This is a genomic window from Eikenella corrodens, from assembly GCF_003990355.1.
Classification (GTDB): Bacteria; Pseudomonadota; Gammaproteobacteria; order Burkholderiales; family Neisseriaceae; genus Eikenella; species Eikenella corrodens_B.
Genome location: NZ_CP034670.1, coordinates 1,930,451 through 1,945,604, shown reverse-complemented (window position 1 = coordinate 1,945,604; position 15,154 = coordinate 1,930,451). Strand labels below are relative to the sequence as shown.

Here is a 15,154-nt window from a genome sequence, read left to right as displayed (position 1 = left end):
TTTTCAGGTAGCCTTTAAGTGGTTAAAGGCTACCTGAAATTTTCGCCCACCGGTTTGGCTAGTTTACCCATGAGGCGGGGTTCATGGCTTGGTTGCGGTAGCGGATTTCGAAGTAGAGGCCGTTTTCGCCGTCGGGGAGGCTGCCGCTGCGGCCGATGGTTTGGCGGGCGGATACGCGGCTGCCTGCGCCGGCGCTGATTTGGGAGAGGCCGGTGTAGATGCTGAGGTAGCCGCTGCCGTGGTCGACGATAACGGTGTTGCCGTAGCCTTGCAGGGGGGCGGCGTAGGCGACTTCGCCTTCGGCGATGCTGCGCACGGCGGTGGGCGGGGTGCTGATGAAGAGGCCTTTCCAGGTGCCGCCGCCGGGGCGGGCTTGGCCGAAGCGGCCGCTGATGCTGCCGCCGGCGGGACGTTGCAGGCGGCCTTGCATGCGGCTGAAGCCGTGGCTTTGCGGCTCTTGGGCTTCGGGGGCTTCGAGGGCGAGGTCTTCGGCGGTGAGGGTGTTGCGGTTGGGGGTGTCCGGCTGTTCGGGCGGGGTGGGGCGGGTTTCGTTCGGACGGAGATCGCTTTGGTTCGAACCGTTGTGTTCGTTTTCAGGTAGCCTTTGGGAGCGTGGGGCGGGTTTGTTGCCGTTTTGGGCTTGCTGCTGGCGGCGTTGGCGCAGGATTTGGGCGCGGCGCTGGCGTTCGGCTTCCTGCCGTTGGGCGGAGCGGCGGCTGAGGCTGGCGATGAGGCCGTTGAGGCGGCTTTCGTTTTGGCGCAGGGTTTGCAGCTTGGCGGTTTCGCGGCTGATGTCTTGTTCGAGACTTTGCTGTTGGCGTTGCTGCTGTTGCTGTTGGCGGCCGAGGCGGGCGGCGGTGGTTTGCTGCTGGCGTTTGAGGGCGTCGAGCCGCTTGAGCTGCTCGCTGATGCTGTCTTGCTGCTGTTTGAGCTCTTGGCGGTTGTGTTGCAGTTGGGTGAGGGCCCGGGCGTTGGCTTGGTTGAGGTGGCGCAGGTATTCGAGGTGGCGGCCTTTCTGCTGGGGGTCGGCGTTTTGCAGGAACAGGGTTACGGCGTTGGGCTGCTGGTTGCGATAACGGCTGTTGAGCAGGCGGGCGGCTTGGGCTTGGGTGTTTTGGATGCGGGTTTGCAGGCTGTCGAGCTTGGCCTGCATGGCTTGCAGTTCGCGCCAGGCGGTTTGGCGGCTGCGGGTGAGGCGGTCGAGCTCGCGGCGCACGGTGTCGAGTTCGCTTTGGGTTTGGCGGATGTTGCTTTGCAGCTGGCGCTGTTCGCTTTGCTGCTGTTGGAGTTTGCGGTTGCTCTCGCCGATGGCGCGCTGCACTTGGCGCAGGTCGTCTTTGGGTGCGGCGGCGGCGGGCAGGGCGCTGCAGAGGAGGGCGAGGAGGATGAGGATTTTGCTGTGCTTCATGAGGCTACCTGAAAAAAGGAGAGGCTACCTGAAAGGATTTAGAGGAAATGGAGGTGTTCGGCAAGGATGAGCGTGCCGATGCCGATGAGGACGAGGCCGCCGAGGATTTCGGCACGTTTGCCGATGGCGTTGCCCAGGAGGCTGCCCAAACGCAGGCCGATGGCGGCCATGATGGTGGTGGCCAGGCCGATGGTGAGGGCGGTGAGCAGGATGTTGACTTCGAGGAAGCCAGGCCGCCGCCGACGATCAGGGAGTCGATGCTGGTGGCGAAGGCGATGGCGACAAGCATCAGCGGCGACGGCGGGCGGCGGCCGGATTGGCCGCTTTCGGGCTGTGCCTGTTCAGATTGTTCCCCGGCGGGCTGTTCCGGCTGCAGCGCGCCGTAAATCATGCGCAGGCCGAGCAGGAGCAGCAGGGTGAAGGCGACCCAGTGGTCCCAATCGGCGATGTAGCGTTGTGCCACGGAGCCGATTGCCCAGCCGATGAGCGGGGTGAGGGTTTCCACGCTGCCAAACACAGCGGCGGTGCGCAACGTGCCCCGGCGGGTGGGCGTGCCGATGGCGGCGCCTTGGGCGATGGCGGCGGCGAAGGCGTCCATAGACATGCCGAAGGCGAGGGCGAGGATGGTGAGGAAGCTCATGGCGGGTGGAGGCTACCTGAAGCTTTCAGGTAGCCTGCTGCTGGGCGGTCAAACAAACTCAATCAGGCTCTCGCCGCTCATTTCCTGCGGCTTGGGCAGGCCGAGCATGGCGAGGAGGGTGGGGGCGATGTCTTTCAGCGCGCCACCGGCCTTGATGCGGGCGGGGCGGCCGACATACAGGAAGGGCACGGGGTTGGTGGTGTGCTGGGTGTGCGGCTGGCCGTTGGCGGGGTCGAACATCTGCTCGCAGTTGCCGTGGTCGGCGGTAATCAGCACTTCGCCGCCGGCTGCTTGGGCGGCAGCCACGATTTTACCCACGCAGTCGTCGAGCGTTTCCACCGCTTTGATGGTGGCGGCCAGCACGCCGCTGTGGCCGACCATGTCGCCGTTGGCGAAGTTGCACAGAATCACATCGAAACGCTTGGCGGCGAGGCTGTCGAGGATGTGTTGGCACACTTGCGGCGCACTCATTTCGGGCTGCAAATCGTAGGTGGCGACTTTGGGCGAGGGCACGAGGATGCGCTCTTCGCCGGGATAGGGTTCTTCGCGGCCGCCGCTGAGGAAGTAGGTAACGTGCGGATATTTCTCGGTTTCGGCAATGCGCAGCTGGCTGATGCCTTGGGCAGACAGGTATTCGCCCAAGCCGTTGCGGATGCTCTCTTGGGCAAACAGCACGGGGAAGCGGTATTGGCTGCCGTAGCTGGTGAGCGAGGTGAAATAGCCGGGGCGGAAGCGCTGCTGGCGTTGGAAGCCTTGGAAATCGTCGAACAGCAGGGCTTGGGTCAGCTCGCGGGCGCGGTCGGCGCGGAAGTTCATGAAGACAACCGCATCACCGTCGTGCAGGGCGGCTGCTGGGTCGATGACGGTGGGCTGCACGAATTCGTCGTGTTCGCCGCGTTCATAGGCGGCGGCCAGGGCTTGCAGCGGCGTATCGGCGCGGAACGGGGCTTGGCCGAACAAGGCGTTGTAGGCCTGCTCGACGCGCTCCCAGCGGTTGTCGCGGTCCATGGCGAAGAAGCGGCCGACCACGCAGCCCACTTTCACTTGCGGGTGTTGCTCGCAATAGCTTTGCAGGGTTTTCAGGTAGCCTTCCGCACTTTGCGGCGGGGTGTCGCGGCCGTCTAGGAAGGGGTGGAAAACGATTTTCTGCATACCGGCGGCCAGGGCGGCATCGGCCACGGCGAAGAAGTGGTTGATGTGGCTGTGCACACCGCCGTCGGAGAAGCAGCCTAGCAGGTGCACGGTTTTCGTGGGGCTTTGCCAGGCGGCGGTGAGGGCGGGGTTTTGCGCGAGCGAGCCGTTTTCGATGGCCATGTCGATGCGGGTGATGTCTTGCGCCACTACGCGGCCGGCGCCGATGTTCAAATGCCCCACTTCGGAATTACCGAACTGGCCGACGGGCAGGCCGACCATGCGCTCGGAGGCGTCGATCGTGCCGTAGGCGTATTGGGCTTTGAGGCGGTCGAGATTGGGGGTGTTGGCGAGGAGGACGGAGTTGTCGTCGCCTTCGGGGCGGTGGCCGAAGCCGTCGAGAATGAGAAGAACGATGGGTTTGGTGAGCTTGCTCATGATATGCGCCGGGCTGGGAATGGGGATGGGCATTATATAGCGGATTGGGTGGGAATTGAATGCGTGAAGGGCTACCTGAAAAAGCAAATCGGGTTTCAGGTAGCCTTTAATATAGTGGATTAACAAAAATCAGGACAAGGCGGCGAGCCGCAGACAGTACACACGTTACGGCAAGGCGAGCCAACGCCGTACCGGTTTTTGTTAATTCACTATAGTCAATCCACACGCTATCCGACCGGGTTGGCTCGCCGTGCCGCACGGCCTGTGCTATTTGCCGCTTGCCGCCGGGTATCGAAAGAGCATTGTTTAGCCATGTTTTCTGCCTGGCTCAGCCTTCATGTACTGCCGCTTTGCCTGCCGAGGGCAGCAATTTGCGCACCAGCAGCGTCAGCGCAAACGTGGCCGCAATCACCGGCAGCGTGGTGCCCAGCGGCGGCTGCCATTTCAGCATCTGGCGGTAGAACACAAAACCCACCAGCCACAAAGCCAGGCTCACCCAATCCACTTCCCCTGAAGTCGGTTTGCGTTTCAGCACAAAATAATCCGCAATCTGCACCGCAATCATCGGCGCAAACACCGAGCCGATAAAATACAGAAACCCTTCAAAGCGGCTCACATCAAACACCAGCGCCAGCAGCGTGCCCAGCAGCGTAACCGCCGATGCCACCGGCACCTCACCAAAGCGGCTGCTGATGCTGTGAAAGCTCACCCCGGCCGAATACGCATCCAAAAACGTCGTACTCACCGTGGACAACACCACCACCAAAATCCCGGCGGCGCCCAGCCCGGCATATTGCAGCATCGGTGCGATTTCGCTCTGTCCGGCAAATAGCGCCGCCGCCAGCCCGATGGCATACATCCACGAGCTGGTGCAGAAATAAGCCAGCGTAGCCGAAAGCGTAGCCGCCCGCGCCTTGGCTGTGCGGCGGGTGTAGTCCGACACCAGCGGCAGCCACGACAGCGGCATTACCGCCGCCAGCTCCACCGCCAGCCCGAAACTCATCGCCTCCGCATCCGCCTGCCCGGCTGCCGCCGGCTCTCCGGAGGCTACCTGAACACTCAACCACAGCGTGAGCGCAAACAGCGTGCCCATCGACACAAAATTGATTTTGCTGAAATTCCGCATCCCGATGTGCAGCCACAGCAAAATCAGCGCGCCGATAATCACGCTCCAAACTGTCTGCGCCCCGCTCCAGCCAGCCGTGAGCGCCGCCGCAGCCTGCGCCCCGGTGAAAATCATAATCGCCGTCCAGCCCACCAGCTGCACCACGTTGGCAGCAGCAAACAGCAGCGAGCCGCGACGGCCGAAGGAAAGCTGTACCGTTTCCATCGCACTGCGCCCCGTTTGCGCCCCGATCAGCCCGGCCAGGTAAAACAGCACCCCGCCGATCACATGGCCGATAGCCACTGCCAAAAGACCCATGCGCCAACCCAACGGCGCAAACAGCATGCCGGTAAGGATTTCCGCTACCGACACCGCCGCCCCAAACCAAATCACCGCCGAAGCGGTAACCGAAAGTTTATCTGCTTGCTGTTCCATCAAATTGTTTCCTCTCTATATTTGAAAAACTACTCCGCCGAGCCGCGTATCAAACGCGCACAAAAAAGCCCGGCATACCAAGCCGGGGCGCAGCGTAAAGCAGAGAAGAAACCATCTGTTCCGGATGGGGCAAAGCAACCCGAACGGCACACGCCGCCCGCATCCTCTGCCTGATAGTTCCCTACGCCGGTGTTAACCGGATCAGGTACAACGGGTATCCTCTCAGCCGCCCAAGGCAGCACCCCGACTAATTGGGCGCGATTATACCTTGCCGCCCTGTTTTTTCAAGCCGCCGCAGCAAAGGCTGCCGACACGTCAAATGGTTAAATGATTCCACCGGCAACAATGTTTCCACACCCAGCCGTTGCGCTTCTGCACACCTGCAAATCCAAACGGGAAGCATGCTAACGAAACGGAGTAATCGGGGCAGATTGCTATTTGGCTTCAGAACTGTCGAGAAGCAGCACATAAGTTTTCAGGTAGCCCCTTCCCCCCACAGGCTACCTGAAAAACTTCAGCCAACTCTTACCACATCACCGTAGTTCAACTTTTGCTACACCAGACAATTCCCTACCCGACAAGAATGCGGTAGCATTCAGCTTAGAGGCTACCTGAAAGCGGATATAGTGAGCTTTCAGGTAGCCTTTTGCATACTCCTAACGACGGCCGCAAGGATGCTGGCGCGCCCTGCCCGGCCGCGTATCGCACAGCGACATGCCGCGCAGACGGCGTGCCGCATCAGTCAGCTCCTCCCGACTCGGCAAGTGGCGGAAAGCATATTGCGCCACATAAAGCGCGCGTTCGCCTCGCATCGCTTTTATCCAAGTATATTCCGGCCTGCCGCTTTGCGGGTTGTGCTCGCAGCTCATTTGCAACAAAGCGAAGGGATAGCCGTTTTCCTGCCCTTCGCTCAGATTGATTGTGTTGCCGCCCGGGCAGGCGCTCCGCCAGCCGTCCGACACCGCGCGGCGGAAATCGATTACCGAGCGGGTGTTACCGGCGAAGGTTTGTAGGGTAACCATCCGCTCCCAATTCTGCACCGTTTGCCCTCTTGGTACCAACTCCACAATCGTCTGCTCGCCTTGCGAAGCCCGATATCCGATTTCAAATCCTGCCGGCGGTGTGCCGAAGGAAACGATTTCTCCACCGCGTTGGGCAGGCGCAGCCAGTGCCACGGCGGGAAGCAGCATCAGGGCAGCTGCCCAGGTTTTTAGCTTCATTTTGCTGTGTTTCATGTTTTATCCTTTTGTTGGAATGAGGAATGTGGAAGTTGTCGGGCGGTGCGCAGTGCAAAACGGTTTGGCCGTATGCCTGCTTTACGCCCAAAGGCTACCTGAAACCGCATTCCTATTTTCAGGTAGCCTTATATTGTTAGCCGTGAAACTCTTCCACCCAGCCCCCTTCAAAGAAGCCCTGCAAAATCGCCTGCGCGGCCACTTGGTCGAGCACAGGCTTTTGTTTGCGGCCGCGCAGGCCGGTTTGGTTGAGGAGTTCGGCGGCGTAGAGCGAGGTGAGCCGCTCGTCTGCCCAATACACGGGCAGGCCGAAGCGGCCGTTGAGGCGGCGGCCGAATTTGCGGGCCAGATGGGTCATTTCGTGTTCGCTGCTGTCAGTGGAAAGCGGCAGCCCCACCACGAATTGCACCGGCCGCCATTCGTCCACCAGGGCGGCGATGGCGGCGAATTTTTTGTCGTTACCCTCGCCGCTGATGGTGGCCAGCGGGTGGGCGATGCCCACTTCGGCGTCGCCCTGCGCCACGCCGATGCGGGTTTCGCCGAAATCGAAGGCCAGCGTGGTGCCGTGCGGGATGTTAAGCATGGCCGCCGGTTCGGATGAGTTGTTCGGGGGCGATGTTGAGCAGCGACATGGCGGCTTGGTAGCGCTGCTCATGCGGTATGCCGAACATGATGTGCTCGCTGGCGGGCACGGTGAGCCAGCTGTTTTCCGCCAGCTCGCGCTCGAGCTGGCCAGCGCTCCAGCCAGTGTAGCCCATAAACAGCATGGCCTGTTTCACGCTTTGTTCGTCGTGCAGGTGGGGAAGGATGTCGCCGGAGGAGGTGAGCGCGAGGTTGTCGCTCACGATGATGCTGCTCGTCCAGTTGCCCGCCGGGCTGTGCAGCACAAACCCGCGGTCCACCTGCACCGGGCCGCCTAGGAAAATGCAGTCGTCAAACAGATGCTGCGGCGCGGTGTGCTGTTGGGCGGAAAGAATCTGCCGCAGCGGCAGCGGGGAGGGCTTGTTGATGATCACGCCCATGCAGCCTTCGGCGGAATAGGAGCAAACATACACCACGCTTTCGGCAAAGAAATTATCCTGCATATCGGGCATGGCGATGAGGAAATGGTTGGTTAAATCCATAATCGGTTTCGGCGTGTGTGGAAATGGTTGGATTATATAGCGGCGATGGCCGATTTAATACCGCAGGCGGGATTCGGTTTCTTTGAATTTTCAGGTAGCCTTTACGCAGGGGGAGGCTACCTGAAAATTTAAGAAGAAGTTGGGCGGTATGGATGGCTGTTATCCGTTTCAGGTAGCCTCTTTAATTTGGTTTGAGGCTACCTGAAAATGGATTTGCAAGCAGAATCTAGAACGTGTAGCCAGTTTGCAGCTCTTCGTCGCCCACCAGTTCGAGCAAGAGCGTGTAGAGCGGGGCGAGTTCGCGGTAGCGGCGGGCGGTGCGGCGCAGGTAGTTGAGGAAGCGGGGGATTTCGGGGCGGTATTTGCCTTTGCCGTCGCGGTGCCACAGGCGGGCGAAAATACCGGCCACTTTCAAGTGCCGCTGCACACCCATCCATTCGAAATCGCGGTAGAAACGGTCGAAATCGGCGGGCACGGGCAGGCCGGCGGCGCGGGCTTTTTCCCAGTAGCGCACAGCCAGATCGATCACAAACTCTTCTTCCCATTCGATAAATGCGTCGCGCAGGAGAGAAACCAGGTCGTAAGTAATCGGGCCGTAGAGCGCATCTTGGAAATCCAGCACGCCGGGGCGGCCCGGGGTGAGCATCAGGTTGCGTACGATGAAATCGCGATGCACATACACTTGCGGCTGGGCGGTCAGCACGGGCAGGAGGGTGTCGAGCGTTTGCTGCCACAGCTGTTGCTGTTTGAAGTTCAAGCTTTTGCCCAGCTCTTTGGCCATAAACCAATCGGGGAACAGCTGCATTTCCCGGCGCATCACGGCTTCGTCGTATTCGGGCAGCACGCCGGGGCGGCTGGATTTTTGCAGTTCGATCAGTGTGTCGAGTGCGTCCAAAAGCAGGGCGCGCTGCACTTCGGGACGGGTGTCGTGCTCCAGTGCGGCCAAGTAGGGCACTTTGCCGAAGTCTTCCAAGGCGGCGAAACCGTGTTCGATATCGTGGTGGAACACTTGCGGCACATGTACGGCGGTAAAAATTTCGCGCACGCGCAAATAAGGCTCGATGCTCATTTTATCGGGCGGCGCGTCCATGCAGACCACGCTCTCGCCGTTTTCGAATACGGCGCGGAAATAGCGGCGGAAATCGGCATCCGCTGCGGCAAAGGAAAGGGTGAAACTCCGCTGCGGATAACGTTTCTGCAGCCAGTTTTGCAATTCTTTTTCTCGTTCCATGATGTTTTTCGGGTTAAAATACGCGCCATTTTAAACCCGCTGTGAAAAATTGGGGTGATTCTTTGTCTTGCTTTTTCCGATTGAGCCCGATAGCGGCCGCCGTGTTGGCCGGTTTGAGCCTGCCGGCTCTGCTGCAGGCCGAGCCGTTGTCGCTGGCGGCAGAGGGCGGTGCGGCCTGCCACCGGCCGGACGCGCCCAAACAGATGATTGCGCCGGTGAAAACCAGCGGCGAAGGCGCATTGGCCGAAGGTGCCACCCGCGTGAATGCCGACCGTGTGATCGGTCAGAGCGATGTGCGCGTACGTGCCGAGGGCGATGTGGTGGTGGAGCGTGGCAACCAGGTGCTTAATGCGCAATGGATTGACTACAATCAGCCGCAAGATACCGTGCAGGCCGGTGAGCGCTTTACCTTGGAGCAGGGCGGCGGGCGCGTGAGCGGCGAGAGATTGCGTTATAAGATGGACACCCGTCAGGGCGAGGCCACCAATGCCCGCTTTGAAGCCGAAAGCAGCAGCGGCCGCCGCTTGCAGGGCACCAGCCAAACCCTGCGTATGGACGGTGAAAATCGTTACCGATTGGAAAACGGCCGCTTCAACACGTGTAATCCGGGCGATGAGAGCTGGTATATCCGCGCCAAAAGCATTGAGGCGGATTATGAACGCAATGTGGGTGTGGCGCGCCATGCTTCGCTGGTGGTGGGCGGCGTGCCGCTGTTTTACACGCCGTGGATTGATTTTCCGCTCAACGGCAACCGCAAAAGTGGATTTTTAGTGCCCACCTTTAAAGCCGGTTCCGACGGCGCAGAAATCACCGTTCCCTATTATTTCAACCTGGCTCCGAACTACGACCTCACGCTCACGCCCAAACTCTATAGCCGGCGCGGCCTGCAGCTGGCCGGACAGTTCCGTTATTTGCAGCCCAAATATCAGGGCGACATCAGCTTGGCTGTGCTGCCGAAAGACCAGCTCAGCCGACACGACACCCGCAGCAAAGTCGATTGGAACCACCAACACCGATTCAGCCGCACCCTCAGCGGCGGCGTAGATTTCCACCAAGTATCCGACGACGATTACTACCGTGATTTCTACAATCGCACCGACATTGCCACCAATGTCAACCTCAACCGCCAGCTGTGGTTGCGCCACCAAACCGAATTGTGGACCGGCCGCTTCGACAGCTATGCCACCGTGCAGAAATACCAAACCCTGGCCAATGCCGACGGCTACAAAGGTGACCAACCTTATTCCCTGTTGCCGCGCCTAAGCAGCCAATGGCAGAAGCGTTTCGGCATCGTCAACTTCCAAATGTTCGGCCAATACAGCAACTTCCGCCACGACAGCAAACAGGAAGGCAGCCGTTTGGTGCTCAACCCCAGCGTGAGCGCGGAATTCAACCGCAGCTGGGGCTATGTCCGACCCAAGCTCGGCTTGCACGCCACTTATTACAGCCTCGACAGCCACAACGACGCGCAGGCACGCAATTTCAGCCGCATATTGCCCACCTTAAGCGTGGATAGCGGCATGGTGTTCGAACGGCCGGCCAGCTGGCAGGGGCGCGATTATGTGCAAACCTTAGAGCCGCGCCTGTTCTACACCTACATCCCCACCAAGCAGCAAAACGACATTCCGCTGTTCGATACTGCCGAAAACAGCTTCAACTACAGCCAGCTGTTCCGCGAAAACCGTTTCTCCGGCCACGACCGCATCAATGCCGCCAACTTCCTCACTATGGCCGTGCAAACCCGCCTGTATGACGCCAAAAACGGCGAAGAGCGTTTCTCCGCTGGCCTCGGCCAGCGCCTGTATTTCACCCGCGACGATGTGCTGCTCGACGGCAGCCGCGTGCAGCGGCGCAGCGGCCATTCCGATTTGCTGGCCTTTGCCGACGGCCGGGTAACCGACAATATCTGGCTGAACAGCGAAGTGCACTACGACACCAGCCAAAATGCCGCGGCCAAATATCATTTCGGCCTGCGCTACAGCCCGGAGCCCGGCAAAACCGTGGGCGCGCGCTACCAATACCGCCGCCACGGCGAAATTTACGATGACGTATACGGCAAAGTACGCCGGGCGGACGTGTATTTCCAATGGCCGGTAAACCGCAACCTATACCTGGTCGGCCGCCACAGCTATTCCTTCAGCGAGCATAAGCCGGTGGAACACCTTTTGGGTATGGAGTACATCAGCGGCTGCGGCTGCTGGAGCCTGAGCGCCGTCGGCCAGCATTATGTGAACGGCGTGAATTCCAGCAAAAATGCCTTCTTCCTCCAGCTGCGCCTGCGCGACTTGAGCAGCTTGGGCAACAATCCTTTTGAACAAATCCGCCAGTCTATTCCTGGCTACACCAACTATTGATGAGGTAATGCGTAAATGAAAATGAAAACTTTGGTTTTGGCGCTGGGCATGAGCCTGGCTTTTCAGGTAGCCTCGGCCAACACCGTGCGGTCGGTAGACAACATCGTGGCCGTGGTGGAGAACGAAGTCATCACCCAGCGCGAGCTTGATCAGGCCGTGGCCCACACTCGCAGCCAAATGCCGCGCGGCACGCAAGTATCCGAGCAGGAATTGCAGCGGCAAACTCTGATGCAGCTGGTGAACCAATCACTTTTGGTGCAGGCCGGCCGGCGCAACAATATCCAAGTGCCGGATGCCGAAGTGGAAGCCGAAATTGCCCGTATCGCCGCTTCCCGCCGCCAAAGCGTGGCTCAGTTTGAAGCTGCCCAAGCCCGCTTCGGTATCGACAAAACCGCCCTGCGCCGCCAAGTGCGCGACAGCATGATTGCTCAACGCGTGCAGCAGGGGCAGACTGCCGGCGAGGCCAAAGTGAGCGAAGACGAAATCAATGCCGCCATCGCCCGAGCCCGTGCCCAAGGCATTACCCTGCCGCAGGCCACACCCAAAACCCAATACCATGCCCAGCATATTTTGATTGCCAGCCAAGGCGAGCGTGCCCAGCGGCTGGCGCAACGCCTGGCGCAAAATGCCCAACGCGGCGCCGATTTTTCCGCCCTGGCGCGTCAGTATTCGCAAGACGGCAGTGCTGCCAATGGCGGTGATTTGGGCTGGCTCTCCGAAGGCGAAACTGTGCCCGAGTTCGAACGTGCCATGCGCGGTTTGAAACCCGGTCAGGTGAGCGCACCGGTACACACCCAGTTCGGCTGGCACGTGATCCGCCTGGTGGAAGCCCGCACGCCGAACACGCCCGATGCCCGCATCCGCGCCGGCGTACACGATGCCATCGCTGCCCAGAAAACCCAAGCCGCTATGCAGGGCCTGCTTCAGCAGCTGCGCCAAAACAGCTTTATTTCCATCCGGATACAGTAGGCAGATTGGCCGCAGAGGGTGTTTGACCGCCTTCAGCGGCCGATTTTAAAAGGCTACCTGAAATTTTCAGGTAGCCTCAAGTTCGGCCAATCGGCCGTTACAGGCCATCAATGCCGTATTTATTTTTCAGGTAGCCTGCCGTGTTCAGGCAAGGCTGTTTGAAAGCAAAACTTCAGTCAGAACAAAATTCCAGATAGCCTCACAGGCTACCTGAAACCCATACCAACCCTAACCGATAGAGAAGAGAGACCCGCCATGCGCCCGCTCACCGCCACCATCCGCCTCAGCCACCTGCGCCACAACTACCAACTGCTCAAACGCCTGCACGGCAACAAAATGCTCGCCGTGGTGAAAGCCGATGCCTACGGCCACGGCGCCGTGCGCTGCGCCCGTGCGCTGGCCGATTTGGCCGACGGTTTCGCCGTGGCCACGCTGGATGAGGGCATCGAACTGCGCCAAGCCGGCGTCAGCGCGCCCATCGTGATGCTCGAAGGCGTGTTTGAGCCCGCCGAATACGCCGCGGTGGACGAATACCGCCTGTGGCCGGGCGTACAAAACCAATGGCAGCTCGAAAGCCTACTGGCACACCGCTGGCGCGAGCCGGTAACCGTTTGGCTGAAAATGGATTCCGGCATGCACCGCGTGGGCTTCTTCCCGCAAAACTTCGCCCCCGCCCACCAAGCCCTGCGCCAAAGCCCGCAGGTGGCGCATATTGTGAACATGACCCACTTCGCCCGCGCCGACGAGCCGGAACAAGCGATGACCACCGCCCAGCTGGCCGCCTTCGACACCGCCGTGGCCGGCTTGTCCGGCGCACAGAGCCTCGCCAACTCCGCCGCCATCATCGCCCACCCCGCCGCCCGACGCGACTGGGGGCGCGCCGGCATCGCCCTCTACGGCATCGAACCCTTCCCCGGCGCCTGCCCCGAGCTCAAACCCGTGATGCGCCTCACCAGCCGCATCTTTGCCGAACGTACCCTCCAGCCCGGCGAGCCGGTCGGCTACGGCGCATCCTTCATCACCGAACGCTCCACCCGCATCGGCATTGCTGCCTGCGGTTATGCCGACGGCTACCCCCGCACCGCACAAAACGGCTGCCCGCTCACCGTAAACGGCCAGCCCAGCCGCCTCATCGGCCGCGTGAGCATGGATATGCTCGCCGTCGAGCTCGACCATCATCAAGGCGTGGGCAGCGAAGTGGAGCTGTGGGGCGACGCCGTTTCCGTAGCCACCGTGGCCCAATCCGCCGGTACGATTTCCTACGAGCTGCTGTGCCACATCAAACGGGCCCATTATGTGTATCAAGAGTAATCAATAAGTTGAAGGCTACCTGAAACATGAGCAACCCTTTCTTCCCCTGCCGCTTCATTAGCCGTGAAGAGCAGCAAACTGACTACGACACCGTTATCACCTCTGATTTCCACTATTTTGACAGCTATTTCGGTGATAAAGGTTGCGCGGGCTATGGCCTGCAACAGCTCGCCAAAAAACTTGCTAAGCAGCATCAAATCAAAGGGCTGCACTTCGATTCCGAAGCTGGTATGTTTTGCGCCTATTCCGCCAACCGCGAAAGTCTACTGCGCCTGTGCCAAGCCCTGCGCGAAATCAGCGGCGAAGAAAGCCAGCATACCGCCCCTGCCACCGCCAAGCCCAAAATCTCCGTCGAACGTGCCGACGAGTTGTTGTTGCGCGGCTTTATCCTGCGCCTCGACCCGGCCAAACAGCAGGAATTTCTCGATAACGTACCGTTTCCTGCTCTATCGCCTGTCCATGCAGACTATATAGCCGCGCTGGAACACGGTACGGAAGAAGAAAAAATCCGCGCCGTCAAACGCATCGAATCCGAAGCCCGCAGCCAAACCCGCCGCCGTGCCGACAGCTATCTTGCCCACCCGCACCTTATCAGCCTGTTGCTGGACGTGTTGGATCATCAGCCCGGCGAAAAGCTGCATTTGGAAATACTCTATGCCCTTAGATCTGTTTGCGACTGTCACTTGCCCGATTTGCGTTGCCGTGAAGCCTTCTACCAAGCCCTGACGCACAAAAAAGCCGCATTCCGTTACGCAGCGCTGTACGGATTGTTATACCTGTATGAATTTGATGTGGAAAAAGTTAAGCCGCTGCTCCATGACAAAGCCAAAGCAGTGCGCGAAGCCGCCGAATACCTTCTGCGCGGGGATCAGCGCAAAGACAAAGCCGAAGACATTTTCCTTTGGAGATTTGACGATAAAGCCATCAACGCAATCCGTAAGGAATGGAAGCAGGCTACCTGAAAAAGCAGCCTGGCATTCATACCCAACGTTTTGTCAAACTCGCCCAACACATATCACACCACCCATGCCGCACACCCTTTCCCCCGAAAGCCTGATCGAAGCCGTGCTGCTTACCCAGCCCGAGCCGCTGCCCGAACGCCGCCTGCGCGCCCTGTGCGAGCCGCCGCTTTCTGCCGACAAGCTCGAAGACGTGCTCGAAGCCCTGCAACAGCGCTGGCAGGGCAGGGCGCTGCAACTGGTGCGCACCCATGAGGGCTGGCGGTTTCAGGTAGCCTCTGCCGCCTTCGAGCGGCTCGGCAGTTTGGAAGAACAGCGCACGCCGCGCTACTCCCGCGCGGTGATGGAAACCTTGGCCATCATCGCCTACCGCCAGCCGGTCACGCGCGGCGACATCGAAGCCATCCGCGGTGTGGCGGTGTCGCAAAACGTGATGCAAACCCTGCAGGAACGCGGCTGGATAGAAAGCGTGGGCAAACGCGACACCATCGGCCGTCCCAGCCTGTGGGCCACCACCAAAACCTTTCTCACCGATTTGCAAATCGACACCCTCGAATCCCTGCCGCCCCTGGCCGAATTGGGCGAGTTGGTGTTGCCGGAGTTGGGTATTTCCGGCACCACGGCAGAAAAAGGGATGGTGGAAGAAGAGGCTGCGAAATAGGGCATTCAAGCGCGGCCAATATTTTCAGGTAGCCTGATGAAGGCTACCTGAAAAACATCCGCTCCAGTACAATCCCGCCATCTTTCTGCCACGCACAAACCCACGCTTTAGCTTCGCAGAAACTCACTTCGTTCGTTTTAACTGCGTTGAAGC

12 protein-coding genes, 1 pseudogene and 1 riboswitch are annotated in these 15,154 nt (G+C 60.0%); of the genes and pseudogenes, 5 read left to right on the top strand and 8 right to left on the bottom strand.

The window, feature by feature from the left end:
• Positions 1 to 58 precede the first annotated feature (58 nt).
• The 8 genes and pseudogenes from ELB75_RS09790 to amgK form a co-directional block, all read right to left on the bottom strand.
• On the bottom strand, positions 59 to 1,408 hold the full coding sequence (locus ELB75_RS09790; RefSeq protein WP_126983751.1) for a murein hydrolase activator EnvC family protein: 1,350 nt from the start codon (positions 1,406 to 1,408) through the stop codon (positions 59 to 61).
• A gap of 38 nt (positions 1,409 to 1,446) precedes the next feature.
• Positions 1,447 to 2,048, bottom strand: a pseudogene (locus tag ELB75_RS09785) (manganese efflux pump MntP).
• Positions 2,049 to 2,096: 48 nt separating this feature from the next.
• Positions 2,097 to 3,650: a 2,3-bisphosphoglycerate-independent phosphoglycerate mutase gene (gene gpmI / locus ELB75_RS09780; protein ID WP_431306045.1), complete on the bottom strand. Its 1,554-nt coding sequence runs from the start codon at positions 3,648 to 3,650 to the stop codon at positions 2,097 to 2,099.
• A gap of 295 nt (positions 3,651 to 3,945) precedes the next feature.
• The gene (cytX, locus tag ELB75_RS09775; RefSeq protein ID WP_126983750.1) at positions 3,946 to 5,157 is read right to left on the bottom strand and encodes a putative hydroxymethylpyrimidine transporter CytX; all 1,212 of its coding nucleotides are present in this window, start codon (positions 5,155 to 5,157) and stop codon (positions 3,946 to 3,948) included.
• Positions 5,158 to 5,318: 161 nt separating this feature from the next.
• Positions 5,319 to 5,413: riboswitch (TPP riboswitch) on the bottom strand.
• Between the two features lie 400 nt (positions 5,414 to 5,813).
• The gene (locus tag ELB75_RS09770) at positions 5,814 to 6,392 is read right to left on the bottom strand and encodes a hypothetical protein (RefSeq protein WP_126983749.1); all 579 of its coding nucleotides are present in this window, start codon (positions 6,390 to 6,392) and stop codon (positions 5,814 to 5,816) included.
• A gap of 136 nt (positions 6,393 to 6,528) precedes the next feature.
• Positions 6,529 to 6,975 carry a Holliday junction resolvase RuvX gene (gene ruvX, locus ELB75_RS09765; RefSeq protein ID WP_126983748.1) on the bottom strand — a complete coding sequence of 149 codons (447 nt, stop codon included), beginning with the start codon at positions 6,973 to 6,975 and terminating at the stop codon, positions 6,529 to 6,531.
• Entirely contained in the window at positions 6,968 to 7,516 is a 549-nt protein-coding gene (locus tag ELB75_RS09760; protein ID WP_126983747.1) for a YqgE/AlgH family protein, read from the bottom strand. The genes ruvX and ELB75_RS09760 overlap by 8 nt, the downstream gene beginning before the upstream one ends.
• A 226-nt stretch (positions 7,517 to 7,742) precedes the next feature.
• A complete protein-coding gene (gene amgK, locus ELB75_RS09755) occupies positions 7,743 to 8,747 on the bottom strand; it encodes an N-acetylmuramate/N-acetylglucosamine kinase AmgK (protein WP_126983746.1) in 1,005 nt (334 codons plus the stop codon).
• Positions 8,748 to 8,827: 80 nt separating this feature from the next.
• On the opposite strand from amgK, the gene ELB75_RS09750 reads away from it, so the two are divergent.
• From ELB75_RS09750 to scpB, 5 genes are all read left to right on the top strand, one after another.
• Complete coding sequence (locus ELB75_RS09750; protein ID WP_241236066.1) at positions 8,828 to 11,101, top strand: LPS-assembly protein LptD; 2,274 nt, start codon at positions 8,828 to 8,830, stop codon at positions 11,099 to 11,101.
• A 15-nt stretch (positions 11,102 to 11,116) separates the two neighbouring features.
• Positions 11,117 to 12,070, top strand: a complete 954-nt coding sequence (locus ELB75_RS09745; protein ID WP_126983744.1) for a peptidylprolyl isomerase — start codon at positions 11,117 to 11,119, stop codon at positions 12,068 to 12,070.
• Positions 12,071 to 12,325: 255 nt separating this feature from the next.
• The gene (gene alr / locus ELB75_RS09740) at positions 12,326 to 13,381 is read left to right on the top strand and encodes an alanine racemase (protein ID WP_126983743.1); all 1,056 of its coding nucleotides are present in this window, start codon (positions 12,326 to 12,328) and stop codon (positions 13,379 to 13,381) included.
• A 26-nt stretch (positions 13,382 to 13,407) separates the two neighbouring features.
• On the top strand, positions 13,408 to 14,343 hold the full coding sequence (locus ELB75_RS09735) for an Imm51 family immunity protein (RefSeq protein ID WP_126983742.1): 936 nt from the start codon (positions 13,408 to 13,410) through the stop codon (positions 14,341 to 14,343).
• Between the two features lie 64 nt (positions 14,344 to 14,407).
• Positions 14,408 to 15,001: an SMC-Scp complex subunit ScpB gene (gene scpB / locus ELB75_RS09730; protein WP_126983741.1), complete on the top strand. Its 594-nt coding sequence runs from the start codon at positions 14,408 to 14,410 to the stop codon at positions 14,999 to 15,001.
• Positions 15,002 to 15,154: the final 153 nt, after the last annotated feature.

Excerpts from the sequence above, each read along its gene's own strand:
- gpmI (WP_431306045.1), bottom strand. The coding sequence starts at position 3,650 with ATGCCCATCCCCATTCCCAGCCCGGCGCATATCATGAGCAAGCTCACC.
- ELB75_RS09745 (WP_126983744.1), top strand. The coding sequence starts at position 11,117 with ATGAAAATGAAAACTTTGGTTTTGGCGCTGGGCATGAGCCTGGCTTTT.
- ELB75_RS09790 (WP_126983751.1), bottom strand. The coding sequence starts at position 1,408 with ATGAAGCACAGCAAAATCCTCATCCTCCTCGCCCTCCTCTGCAGCGCC.
- amgK (WP_126983746.1), bottom strand. The coding sequence starts at position 8,747 with ATGGAACGAGAAAAAGAATTGCAAAACTGGCTGCAGAAACGTTATCCG.
- scpB (WP_126983741.1), top strand. The coding sequence starts at position 14,408 with ATGCCGCACACCCTTTCCCCCGAAAGCCTGATCGAAGCCGTGCTGCTT.
- cytX (WP_126983750.1), bottom strand. The coding sequence starts at position 5,157 with ATGGAACAGCAAGCAGATAAACTTTCGGTTACCGCTTCGGCGGTGATT.
- ELB75_RS09735 (WP_126983742.1), top strand. The coding sequence starts at position 13,408 with ATGAGCAACCCTTTCTTCCCCTGCCGCTTCATTAGCCGTGAAGAGCAG.
- ELB75_RS09760 (WP_126983747.1), bottom strand. The coding sequence starts at position 7,516 with ATGGATTTAACCAACCATTTCCTCATCGCCATGCCCGATATGCAGGAT.
- alr (WP_126983743.1), top strand. The coding sequence starts at position 12,326 with ATGCGCCCGCTCACCGCCACCATCCGCCTCAGCCACCTGCGCCACAAC.
- ruvX (WP_126983748.1), bottom strand. The coding sequence starts at position 6,975 with ATGCTTAACATCCCGCACGGCACCACGCTGGCCTTCGATTTCGGCGAA.
- ELB75_RS09770 (WP_126983749.1), bottom strand. The coding sequence starts at position 6,392 with ATGAAACACAGCAAAATGAAGCTAAAAACCTGGGCAGCTGCCCTGATG.